Origin of the sequence: Acinetobacter sp. LCT-H3 (assembly GCF_001866125.1) — a bacterium.
Classification (GTDB): Bacteria; Pseudomonadota; Gammaproteobacteria; order Pseudomonadales; family Moraxellaceae; genus Acinetobacter; species Acinetobacter schindleri.
Map to the genome: position 1 here is coordinate 1 of NZ_MODX01000051.1, position 7,539 is coordinate 7,539.

Sequence of the window (7,539 nt, forward strand, 5' to 3'; positions counted from 1 at the left end):
TTTGATTTATGAAAGAGATCTGCTGTAAATATAAAATTTAAGTTTAGATCTAAGAATTATGTATTCTGGGTTTTTGAAATGCCTGATTTCAATGACAAGACCCTATACCTCGCATATATGTCTCATCATTTAAGTAAGCTATAAGCCTATTAACAGGAAAGCTAGAAAAATGTAGATTTTTTATTTTATTAAATTTAAACAAACTAGATTAAATTTCCGGTGTAATTGACTTTTAATAATCCGTAATTGAAATAGGTAGCCTATAACTAGATGATTATGTAAAAAATTCGTTAAGACTTTTCTGATTACCGCTTACCGGGCTGGTCTACCATCGAGGTAGGTCTTGTATGAAGCAACTGTTATCATATCTATCCAGCGCATGCAGCTTTCGGCGGTTATAAAAATCAGGTATTGACCGAGAGAACCACAAAATGATGCTGGATCATTTCAGTAAACCAAAAATCTACTGGTCAGTTATTTAACCAAGCCAGCCGGTTTCTTCTAAATTTCATTGAAAAGCGGACTTTGGTTCGCTTTTTTTAAAGATATCATTTCCAAAGATGGCGAAATTGCGATATACATCACATCAGATGATTAAAAGTATGAATCAATTGAAATTTAACTTTATCGGAAAGTTAAAAAAAGTATGAAATTGATTTTACATTTTGAAAAATTATGTTTATAAGTAAATGGTGGTTTTTTAATCAAAACAACAATAGACACTCAGGAAGAGTGAACTACAGAAGCGTATTTATATAATGGTGAAACAGGAGTTTTAACAATGCTTCAGCTTTTGAAAAAAATATTTTGCTTGCACATTTATGAATATCAACACATGGAAGAAATTGGCACACAGCGAGAATGTCGCAGGTGTGGTATCAGTAAAGATTAATACCTACCCCCCAGAAAAGTGAGCATTTGCTCACTTTTTTATGCCTGAAATTAAGAATATTCCGTTAAAATATGGCATTGTTAAAACGTCAATGGGGGCATAATGACTAAAGACTTTCAGGCTGAAACTTATATTGTTGATGAAAATCTCGCAGATACCTTACATTGGCTTAGTCTACATCAGGAAAGTTTCGAGTCACTGCATTATGATGCCATTACTCAGACACTTACAGTAGAACATGCCAATGGCAGTGATGTCATTTGGATAGGGGATTACCTCAATACGAAATATGGCATCCTGATTACGGCACACAATTTTGCTGACACTTCTAACTTCGATCAGAAATAATCTATTTACGTGATTGGAGTTGAATCTGACCTGATAAATAGAAAATCTTTAATTAAAAAGGTTTATGAAGCGAAAATAAATAAATTTTAAACTCATATCATAAAGCCCACCTAAGGCGGGCTTTATTAACTTCAGAATCGATTTATTCCTATTCACGGTGATTGCCATGAATATTCTGATTTTGCAGATCTGCTCGATGCTGTTTATTTAAAACCCGTTCATCCTGCTCGTGCTGATTGTTCTTAGGCGAATTGACTGGCCCATGCTGCTGAGGTTGCTGCTGTTGCTGAATTTGATTCTGGTGTTCATTTTGCAGCTGTTCCAGTAACTCTTGATTTGGATTTTTTGATGACATCATCGTCCCTCCATTTCATTTCTGAGACTATTTAAATTTATGCCACAGTCTGAAAATAAGGTGTGTAAGGCTTTTAAGGGAATCTGTGACACCAGGTAAAAATAGACAATTATCTGGATTTAGAAAGTTGTTCCTGAATCGACCAATCGATATGTACCTGTACAACTTCATCATGTTGAGCGCGAGAGTTTTGCAAGGCCTGAATAATCGCTGGATTAAATGGCGCATTGCCTAAACCAATAGCGATATTGCGCATAAAGCTTTGATAACCGGTACGCCGTAGCGGACTACCTTCTGTTGAAGCTAAAAAGGTGGGCTCATCCCATTGCCATAAATCCAGCAGGCTGGCCTGATCCAGTCCATTCCGTGGATGAAAGTCTGCAATGGTCGTCGTCTTGGCAAAGCAGTTCCAGGGACAAATCAACTGACAGTCATCACAACCAAATACCCGATTACCAATGCCACGACGAAGATCTTCAGGAATAATGCCTTTATACTCAATGGTAAGATAGGCAATACAGCGCCGTGCATCCAGCATATACGGCTCAACAATCGCCTGTGTCGGGCAGATATCGATACAGGCCGTACAAGAACCACAGTGTTTGGTCGTCGGTTCATCAAATGGCAGTTCCAGTGAAGTAAACAGTTCGCCGAGTACAAAGAAGGAACCGGATTTTTTATGAATCAGCAGCGTATGTTTACCAGTCCAGCCCATACCGGCATTTTCAGCCAGAGACTTTTCAAAGACGGGTGCTGAATCGGCAAAAGGACGTGATTCAAATTCTCCGACTTTTTCTTTGATTTTAGCCGATAGCATTTTTAGCCGACCACGCATGGTCTTGTGATAATCACGACCACGGGCATAGCGGGCAATAATCGCCGAGTTTGGCGCATCTGGGACCATTCGCGGTTCAGGTGTTTCGACCAGATAATCCATACGAACACAGATGATTGATCTAGTATTTGGAATTAATAGCGTTGGATCAGCGCGTTTTTCCAGATTTTCTTCCAGAAATTTCATATCGCCATGATAACCACGCTCCAGATATTCCTTCAGGCGTGGCAATTCTGCTTGAGCATCCGGCCGGGCAATGACACAATCAGAAAAACCCAATTCCAGTGCTTGTACTTTGATCCATGCTTTGAGGGCTTCTGAATCCTCTTGAAAAACCTGAATTTGCGCGGGAGAATCGGGTGTAGTCATAAACCGGGAACAGGGAATAAAAAATGCAGCAACAAGTTTACCATAGCCCCGTTTATCATAGCCAAAGTATTCAAGCCTGGGAGCAGCGCTGGTTTGCTAAAAAAAACAGTTCTTATGGTCTGATGCAGCAAGTCGCCTGGAGCATTGTGCAGTGCCTGATTCCTTTATTTATTGAAGAAAATGTTCAAAAGGTCGCGGTCTGTTGTGGGCAGGGTAATAATGCCGGAGATGGCTATCTGGTCGGGAAGTACCTACAGCAGGCTGGTTTTGAGGTAGAGATTTATGCAGCAGAAAAGGGTGGTTCACAGGATCTGGCTTCGGCGATTCAGGAAGCACTTGATGCATGCATAAAAGTCTATCCGCATTTTGATTTTCAGACTGAATATGATGCCTATATTGATGCGTTATTTGGGATAGGTCTTAACCGTGATCTGAATGACACATGGCAACAGATGATTCTAAGTATTAATGCTCAAAAGGGCTTAAAAATCGCAATCGACATTCCAAGTGGTCTCCATGCTAATACTGGGCAACCTTTGCCAGTCGCTATTCAGGCTGATTATACTTACACGGCACTGGGGCTTAAAACAGGTTTGTTTACCGGGCAGGGGAAAGCCTACACTGGGCGGGTGGAATGTATATCTGCAATTCCAACCGATGCTGAATTGAAACCTGTTGCTCAGTTATCTGATACTCACATCCATTTACCCAAACGTCAGGCCTTTGGACATAAGGGCAGCTATGGACATGTACTGGTGATTGGCGGTCATGCTGATATGGGCGGTGCGGTAATCATGTCAGCTGAAGCTGCATTTGCAGCAGGAGCGGGTAAAGTGACTGTTATTTGTGATGCTAAACATCATACGGCAATCCTTTCACGGGCACCAAATATCATGCTCAAAGATATGAATGCCCTAGATGAAGATCAGCGTGATAATCTGTTACAGCAAGTAGATGCCGTTTGTTTTGGTATGGGCTTGGGACGTGATCTCTGGGCTGAACAGCAGTATCAGTTCTGGTTTAGTGCCATTCAGCAATCTCAGCTGGAGATCGTACTAGATGCAGATGCGCTGTGGTTCCTGGCAAAGCGCCCAGAACAATTAAATCCACGAACTTATTGCACCCCTCATCCGGGCGAAGCAGCAACCTTATTAGGATATAAAACTCAAGATATCGAAGCTGACCGAATCGCTGCCATTCATACCTTACAGCAGAAATTCAAAGGACAGTGGGTCTTGAAAGGCTCGGGCAGTCTAATTCTGGAAGATCAGCTATATATCTGTACTGCGGGTAATCCGGGTATGGGCACTGGAGGGATGGGCGATGTACTGGCTGGCATGATTGCCAGTCTGAAAGCCCAGTTCCATGAGAATATTCATCTGCATGAAATCGTGACTTTACATGCCTTGGCCGGAGATGAGTTGGCAAAATATGGTCAGCGTGGTTTGCAGGCACAGGATATGAAACAAGCCATTTATAAAGTGGTTAATCTTTAGGGAAGTCATGATACAGGCCGCGAAACTGATTATTTTAGGAACAGTGTAGAAAGTAGGCTATCGAAATTGGTTTGCAGTTCAGGCAGTAGAACTGGAATTAAAAGGCTATGTACAAAATCTGCCAACTGCACCGGTAGAGGCTGTAGTGGTTGGAGATGAGAGAAAAATTCAAGAGATGATTATACGTAGTCAAAAGGGACTAATTTATGCAGATTTGGCTGATATTCAACAACTTGAATTAAATCCTGCTGAATATCAGTTTGAAAATTTTCAGATCAAATATTCATATAATGATTAACGACGTCTGCTGACACGGCTACGCCCACGTGCCATACCTCCAAGCGCATTTAACACAGCCATCTTGCTCATGCTACCCGAAGCATGGGCATGACAGATTGCCGCAGCCAAGGCATCCGCTGCATCCTGTTGGGGTTTGATGCTGAGGTTTAAAATTTTCATGACCATCATCTGTACCTGTTCTTTTTCTGCTGCACCGTAGCCTACCACAGACTGTTTGATCTGACGTGCCGTATATTCAGCGACTTGCAGATCCAGATTAACCAATGCTGCAATGGCTGCACCACGGGCCTGGCCGAGTTTCAGGGCAGAGTCCGGGTTTTGTGCCATAAAGACCTGTTCTACGGCCGCTTCTGTCGGACCATAGAATTTAACAATACGTTCAACCCCGGCAAAAATTCGCTTTAATCGCTCAGGCATTTCCGCAGTTTCCGTTCTGATGGTTCCTGCATCCACAAAAGACAGTTTGGAACCTTCTTTTTGAATAATGCCATACCCTGTAAGACGTGAACCTGGGTCAATCCCAATAATTAATGACATGCCTGCACTTTAAAAATAAAATAATGCCCATATTGTTACATAAGCGTATCAAAAAAGCTTGATCCTGATGAAGCAGTTGATTACATCCTTAATTATTGAATAGAGATTAGATTAATTTTCATGAAATTATTTCTTATTATCATTGCTGGCGTAATCCTGGAAGTATTTGTGTGGATTGGCGTGGGCGACCTCGTCGGGAGCATGTGGTACGTCTTTTTCTGGTTTGTGGCCGCATTCTTTATCGGTATGAACCTGATTCGCAAATATGCCACCGGACTCATGCCGCAGATGCAACAAATGCAAATGGGCCAGATGAGTGCTGATCCGGCCATGACCAATAATCTGCCAAAAATTCTGGCTGGTTTTTTCCTGCTGATTCCAGGTCTGATTACAGACGTGCTGGCGGTATTAATGCTGATCCCGGCTGTACAGCAGGCATTTAAAGCAGCGATGATGAAAGTCATGATGAAACGCCAGCAAGCCATGATGGAAAAAATGATGGGTGGCATGATGGGCGATATGGGCGGCGCTCAAGGTCAAAATCCGTTTGCAGAAATGATGCGTCAGATGCAGGAAATGCAAAATCAGCAAGGTGGTCGTGGCGATTCAACTATTATTGATGGTGAAGCACGTGAAGTGACGCCAGAGGCGAAAAAGATTGAAATGAAAGATGTGAATCCAAAATAATTTCGATTTACATTTATGCAGCCGGATCCCATGATTCGGCTTTTTTATGTGAGTAAATTAAGATAAAAGTACTGCGAAAATTTAAACAAAAGTTATAATGCTGCGGTTTTAGTCATCGCTAATAGAAGAAATATGTCTTTGTTGTTAACCATTTGTGGTTTGCATTTTATTGCTCAACTGAGCCCCGGACCGGACGTCCTGCTGATTGCACGAAGTGCAGCATCTACTAATCGTTCCAATACCTTAAAAATTATTGCCGGCATTTCGGCTGGGATTGTGGTTTGGGTGGTACTGACCCTGGCTGGTTTTACCGTGCTGATTGATCAATTCCCCTGGATTCAGCAAGTACTCATGATTGTGGGTGGAGCATTTCTGGCAAGAATGGGCTGGGCGATGCTCAAAGGCGGATTACAGGCATTTAAACAGCGCCATGAAGCCAGCGATGATCAAATAATGATGAATGAAGCGAAAAATTATTTTACTTTGGGTTTATTGACTAATCTGTCTAATCCCAAAACACTGATTTATTTTAGCAGTGTTTTTTCATTGGCCCTCAGCTCATCAGCTTCAGATTATCTGAAATCACAGCTGGCAGTGATTATTCCACTACAAACTTTCCTGACTTTTGCTTTGCTGATGCTACTCATCTCTCAGCCGAAAATCAAAGTGCTGTACCAACGTGCAGGCAACTATATAGATTTGATTTCGGGCATACTGTTCCTGATCTTTGCAATCTGGCTTTGGTATGACGCATTGGTTTTAATGAATTAAGAAGATCAATCCTGACGAGAGAGATCTTGGTCAACTAAAATAGGGGAAGCAGTAGTTTCCTCTTTTTTTTCATCTGTTTTTTGTGAAGAGTTATAACGGTTTGGTTTTAACGTGGCTTCTGTATTTTCTGAACCTTGATAACTGCGACTGCGGTTCGCACGTTCTCTTAAACCACCTTTGCGAATTAACTGCACCATACTCAAAACCTCTACAAGACTTGTATTATTGTAAATCAACTGGGCAGAGCATTGCGGAATTTCTAAGATATATACCTAGTCTTGCAAGAATCAGTGTTTATAAAATGATTTGGCCTGATACTGAATATCAGGCCCCTGAGGAAAATGAACCATGAAAATCATCACTGTTTGAATTAAGAAGATTGTTTTACTTCAAGTTGTAATGCATTGAAAATAGTGTCTTTGGTGGGTACATCCTGTTGGGCTTGTGAAGAGACATGAACCACTTTAAATACGACTGCTGCAGCTAAGCAGGCCAATAGGCACAACATCCAGAAACTATAAGGACTTCTGATGCTGTGTGAGCCACAATTTGGACATGAGGTATCGGTAGATGAAACAGCTTTATTGCAGCATGCACAATGATATTGATACTGCATATTCTTCTCCTTATTTTACTAGTTTTTATGGTTATTATTTTTAAACATCAATTTTGAATTGTGTGTTTATATTATGTGAGGAAATGTTTGTATTCGATAGTGCATAGTGAGGTTAAGCATGTAAGCAATTGTGGACAATGTTTTATCCAGAAAGAGTTTTAATTTATTTAAATTATCTGATGATGAACAGAATTCCCTTTAAAAATTCTCAACGACTCTATTCAAGCATATCGCCTATTTAATGTAATCTTTAAATAAAAACAGCCTGCATAAAGCAGGCTGTTTTTATTTAATTCAAATGATTACTGACCTGAACGGATGATGTAGTCAAAT

At 41.0% G+C, this 7,539-nt stretch carries 9 protein-coding genes and 2 pseudogenes; 6 read left to right on the forward strand and 5 right to left on the reverse strand.

What is annotated here, in order from left to right; translation table 11 throughout:
• Window positions 1-351 precede the first annotated feature (351 nt).
• Both BK820_RS15550 and BK820_RS14560 read left to right on the forward strand, forming a co-directional pair.
• Window positions 352-505, forward strand: a pseudogene (locus BK820_RS15550) (aldehyde dehydrogenase); the annotation flags it as partial.
• A 489-nt stretch (window positions 506-994) separates the two neighbouring features.
• On the forward strand, window positions 995-1,240 hold the full coding sequence (locus BK820_RS14560; protein ID WP_071321310.1) for a hypothetical protein: 246 nt from the start codon (window positions 995-997) through the stop codon (window positions 1,238-1,240).
• 148 nt (window positions 1,241-1,388) lie between these two features.
• Here BK820_RS14560 and BK820_RS14565 read toward each other — a convergent pair whose 3' ends face one another.
• Window positions 1,389-1,598 (reverse strand): hypothetical protein, encoded by a 210-nt coding sequence (locus BK820_RS14565; protein WP_004892694.1) that lies wholly within the window; start codon window positions 1,596-1,598, stop codon window positions 1,389-1,391.
• A gap of 106 nt (window positions 1,599-1,704) precedes the next feature.
• Window positions 1,705-2,799: a tRNA epoxyqueuosine(34) reductase QueG gene (gene queG / locus BK820_RS14570; protein WP_071321311.1), complete on the reverse strand. Its 1,095-nt coding sequence runs from the start codon at window positions 2,797-2,799 to the stop codon at window positions 1,705-1,707.
• A gap of 23 nt (window positions 2,800-2,822) precedes the next feature.
• On the opposite strand from queG, the gene BK820_RS14575 reads away from it, so the two are divergent.
• On the forward strand, window positions 2,823-4,295 hold the full coding sequence (locus tag BK820_RS14575) for a bifunctional ADP-dependent NAD(P)H-hydrate dehydratase/NAD(P)H-hydrate epimerase (RefSeq protein WP_071321312.1): 1,473 nt from the start codon (window positions 2,823-2,825) through the stop codon (window positions 4,293-4,295).
• 61 nt (window positions 4,296-4,356) lie between these two features.
• Window positions 4,357-4,593 (forward strand): annotated as a pseudogene (locus tag BK820_RS14580) (acylphosphatase); the annotation flags it as partial.
• Here BK820_RS14580 and ruvC read toward each other — a convergent pair.
• Window positions 4,590-5,132 carry a crossover junction endodeoxyribonuclease RuvC gene (gene ruvC / locus BK820_RS14585; RefSeq protein ID WP_004815506.1) on the reverse strand — a complete coding sequence of 181 codons (543 nt, stop codon included), beginning with the start codon at window positions 5,130-5,132 and terminating at the stop codon, window positions 4,590-4,592. The pseudogene BK820_RS14580 and the gene ruvC overlap by 4 nt on opposite strands.
• 120 nt (window positions 5,133-5,252) lie before the next feature.
• On the opposite strand from ruvC, the gene BK820_RS14590 reads away from it, so the two are divergent.
• The gene (locus BK820_RS14590; RefSeq protein ID WP_048882651.1) at window positions 5,253-5,819 is read left to right on the forward strand and encodes an FxsA family protein; all 567 of its coding nucleotides are present in this window, start codon (window positions 5,253-5,255) and stop codon (window positions 5,817-5,819) included.
• Between the two features lie 132 nt (window positions 5,820-5,951).
• Window positions 5,952-6,590, forward strand: a complete 639-nt coding sequence (locus tag BK820_RS14595) for a LysE family transporter (RefSeq protein WP_004815510.1) — start codon at window positions 5,952-5,954, stop codon at window positions 6,588-6,590.
• Window positions 6,591-6,595: 5 nt separating this feature from the next.
• Here the strand turns inward: BK820_RS14595 and BK820_RS14600 are convergent, their stop codons facing one another.
• The gene (locus BK820_RS14600; RefSeq protein ID WP_071321313.1) at window positions 6,596-6,787 is read right to left on the reverse strand and encodes a hypothetical protein; all 192 of its coding nucleotides are present in this window, start codon (window positions 6,785-6,787) and stop codon (window positions 6,596-6,598) included.
• A gap of 173 nt (window positions 6,788-6,960) precedes the next feature.
• Window positions 6,961-7,206: a hypothetical protein gene (locus tag BK820_RS14605; protein ID WP_004815514.1), complete on the reverse strand. Its 246-nt coding sequence runs from the start codon at window positions 7,204-7,206 to the stop codon at window positions 6,961-6,963.
• Window positions 7,207-7,539: the final 333 nt, after the last annotated feature.

Coding starts and splice junctions, on each gene's coding strand:
- BK820_RS14560 (WP_071321310.1), top strand. CDS start 995: ATGACTAAAGACTTTCAGGCTGAAACTTATATTGTTGATGAAAATCTC.
- BK820_RS14565 (WP_004892694.1), bottom strand. CDS start 1,598: ATGATGTCATCAAAAAATCCAAATCAAGAGTTACTGGAACAGCTGCAA.
- queG (WP_071321311.1), bottom strand. CDS start 2,799: ATGACTACACCCGATTCTCCCGCGCAAATTCAGGTTTTTCAAGAGGAT.
- BK820_RS14575 (WP_071321312.1), top strand. CDS start 2,823: ATGCAGCAACAAGTTTACCATAGCCCCGTTTATCATAGCCAAAGTATT.
- ruvC (WP_004815506.1), bottom strand. CDS start 5,132: ATGTCATTAATTATTGGGATTGACCCAGGTTCACGTCTTACAGGGTAT.
- BK820_RS14590 (WP_048882651.1), top strand. CDS start 5,253: ATGAAATTATTTCTTATTATCATTGCTGGCGTAATCCTGGAAGTATTT.
- BK820_RS14595 (WP_004815510.1), top strand. CDS start 5,952: ATGTCTTTGTTGTTAACCATTTGTGGTTTGCATTTTATTGCTCAACTG.
- BK820_RS14600 (WP_071321313.1), bottom strand. CDS start 6,787: ATGGTGCAGTTAATTCGCAAAGGTGGTTTAAGAGAACGTGCGAACCGC.
- BK820_RS14605 (WP_004815514.1), bottom strand. CDS start 7,206: ATGCAGTATCAATATCATTGTGCATGCTGCAATAAAGCTGTTTCATCT.